This window comes from Jatrophihabitans sp. YIM 134969, from assembly GCF_054456675.1.
In genome coordinates this window covers 1-787 of sequence record NZ_JBTJEQ010000111.1, presented here as the reverse complement: position 1 = coordinate 787, position 787 = coordinate 1, and the positions used below count along the sequence as shown (strand labels likewise).

Below are 787 nucleotides of genomic sequence, written 5' to 3'. Positions count from 1 at the left end.
GCTGACGGGTGGTCCTCCGCTCGCGGTCGCCGCCGGGTCGGCCGTCGGGGCGGTCGCCGTCGTGGTCCTGGCGGCCCGCTTGGCTCGCCGCGCCGAGTCCCGCCGCCGGGATCTCGCCACGGCCTTGGCCGTGCTGCGCGGCGAACTCGACGCCGGGCGCCCGTTCGTCGACGCCCTGCTCGCAGCCCGGGAACGCGCCGGTGCCGCGGCGGACGCCTTCGACCTCGGCTCCGGAACCGCGGCGTCCGACCCGATCCGACCCGACGCGGTGGCCCACGCCCGCCGCTGCCTGACCACCGGCGCCGGGCTGGTCGCCGTGGCCGGTGCGCCGTGGTCCGCGGTGGCCGCGGGGATCGCCCGCGACGTCGCCGCCCGCGACGCCCGCGAGCGCGAGATCGGCTCCGCGCTGGCCGGTGCCCGGGCCAGCACCGTGGTGCTCGCCGGGCTGCCGCTGCTCGGCCTCGGGCTGGCCGCCACCCTGGGCGCGGATCCGGTCGCCTTCCTGCTGCACGACCCCGCCGGTCGGTGGGTCCTGGCGGCCGGCGCCACGCTCGACCTGCTCGGCGTCGCCGTGTCGAGCGCCGTCGCCTCGCGGGCGGCCCGATGAGTGTCGCGCTGTGGCTGCTCGGACTCGGGGTCCTGCTGTTGCCCCCGCGGTCGGCGTGGCCGACCGGACGCCGCAGCCGTCGGCGGCCCGGTGAGGACCCGGCGCTGCCCGCGGTGCTCGACCTCGTCGCGGTCGCGTTGCGAGCGGGTGCCGCCCCCGGCGCCGCACTGGTCGCCGCCG

General features: G+C 80.3%; 2 pseudogenes. Both read left to right on the top strand.

The features are described from left to right. Positions 1–607, top strand: a pseudogene (locus ACXR2U_RS24085) (type II secretion system F family protein); the annotation flags it as partial. Continuing rightward, positions 604–787, top strand: a pseudogene (locus tag ACXR2U_RS24080) (hypothetical protein); the annotation flags it as partial. The pseudogenes ACXR2U_RS24085 and ACXR2U_RS24080, both read left to right, overlap by 4 nt.